We start from the raw sequence: 1,561 nt of genomic DNA on the forward strand, positions 1-1,561 counted from the left end.
GCTTCCGGCGCGCGCGGATCGCGCAGCGCGAGGCGGGTCAAGGCGGTCAGCGGGCGCAGTTTTCGGGGGAAGCGAACCGAAGGTAACCGCTCCCTCGCCACCGCCATGGCGTCCGTCGGCACCGCTTGCCGCGCCGCGCCGCATCGCCGAGCGCAAATGCCCTGCCCGCGTCGGCCAGCCCGGCATCGTCGGCCCCCAGCAACCGACCCGCCAGCGCGAACAGCCGTTCTCCTCGCGTCGCCACCCGCTCCCAGTCGATCTCCTCGTCGAGCAGCGCCGCCCAGCCGTCCTCGGTCCCGGCCAGTTCCGCACCCGAAATCCCGCGCGGCCGCAGTTCGGCCGCCACCGCCTGCAATCTTGGTTCGGCGGGCGGCGGCGCATGGTCGAGCCGCACCAGCACTTCCCGCCACCAAGTCAGCTTGATCGCCCCCAGCGCGGGCTGGCTCGCGCCCGCGACGACCTCGGCCATCGCCTCGTCGATCCCGAACAGGGCGTCGAATGCGGGCCGCAATGCGACCGGCCAGTAGAGCCGGACGAGGTCGCGGTCGCGCATCACCTCACCGATAGCACACGCTCTTCGCTGCGGCGACGACATCGGCTGCCTTGAGCATCGCCAGTTTCTCGAGGTTCGCCGCGTAAGGCATTGGCACATCGACATTCGTCACGCGGGTGACCGGCGCGTCGAGGTCGTCGAAGCCGTGCTCCATGCATACGGCGATAATCTCGGAGGCGATCGAGCAGGTCGGCCATCCTTCCTCGACCACCACCAGGCGATTGGTCCTCTTCAGGCTGGCGAGGACCGTCGCCGTGTCGAGCGGGCGGAGCGTGCGCAGGTCGATTACCTCGGCCTCGATCCCCTCCTGCGCCAGCGTATTGGCCGCGTCGAGCGCCACGCCAACGCCGATCGTGTAGCTGACCAGCGTCACATCCTTGCCCGGCCGCACGATCCGCGCCTTGCCGATCGGCAGGACATAATCGTCCATCACCGGCACGTCGAAATGCTGGCCGTAGAGCAGCTCATTCTCGAGGAACACGACCGGGTCGTCGGTCCGGATTGCCGCCTTAAGCAGGCCCTTGGCGTCGGCCGCACTGTAGGGCGCGATGACGATCAGGCCGGGAACGCTGGCGTACCACGGCGCATAATTCTGGCTGTGCTGCGCGCCGACCCGCGCGGCCGCGCCATTGGGCCCGCGGAACACGATCGGGCAGCGCATCTGCCCGCCCGACATGTAATTGGTCTTGGCCGCCGAATTGACGATATGGTCGATCGCCTGCATCGCAAAGTTGAAGGTCATGAACTCGATCACCGGGCGCAAGCCGCCCATCGCCGCGCCGGTACCGAGCCCGGCAAAGCCATATTCGGTGATCGGCGTATCGACCACGCGCCTGGGCCCGAATTCCTCGAGCAGCCCTTGGGTGACCTTGTAGGCGCCCTGATATTGCGCGACTTCCTCGCCCATCACGAACACCCGGTCGTCGCGCCGCATCTCCTCCGCCATCGCATCGCGCAGCGCTTCGCGGAGGGTCATGGATTGCCCCTCTCCCCTCGCGGGTGAGGGAG

At 68.2% G+C, this 1,561-nt stretch carries 2 protein-coding genes; both read right to left on the reverse strand.

Features of this window, described 5'->3' with window-relative positions:
• Positions 1 to 46 precede the first annotated feature (46 nt).
• Positions 47 to 553: a hypothetical protein gene (locus RMN84_RS07765; protein ID WP_309611604.1), complete on the reverse strand. Its 507-nt coding sequence runs from the start codon at positions 551 to 553 to the stop codon at positions 47 to 49.
• 4 nt (positions 554 to 557) lie between these two features.
• Positions 558 to 1,561, reverse strand: a 1,004-nt coding sequence (locus tag RMN84_RS07770) for a pyruvate dehydrogenase complex E1 component subunit beta (protein WP_309611605.1), incomplete at its 5' end; no start/stop codon positions are given.

Origin of the sequence: Sphingomonas sp. (assembly GCF_031380695.1) — a bacterium.
Lineage (GTDB): Bacteria > Pseudomonadota > Alphaproteobacteria > Sphingomonadales > Sphingomonadaceae > Sphingomicrobium.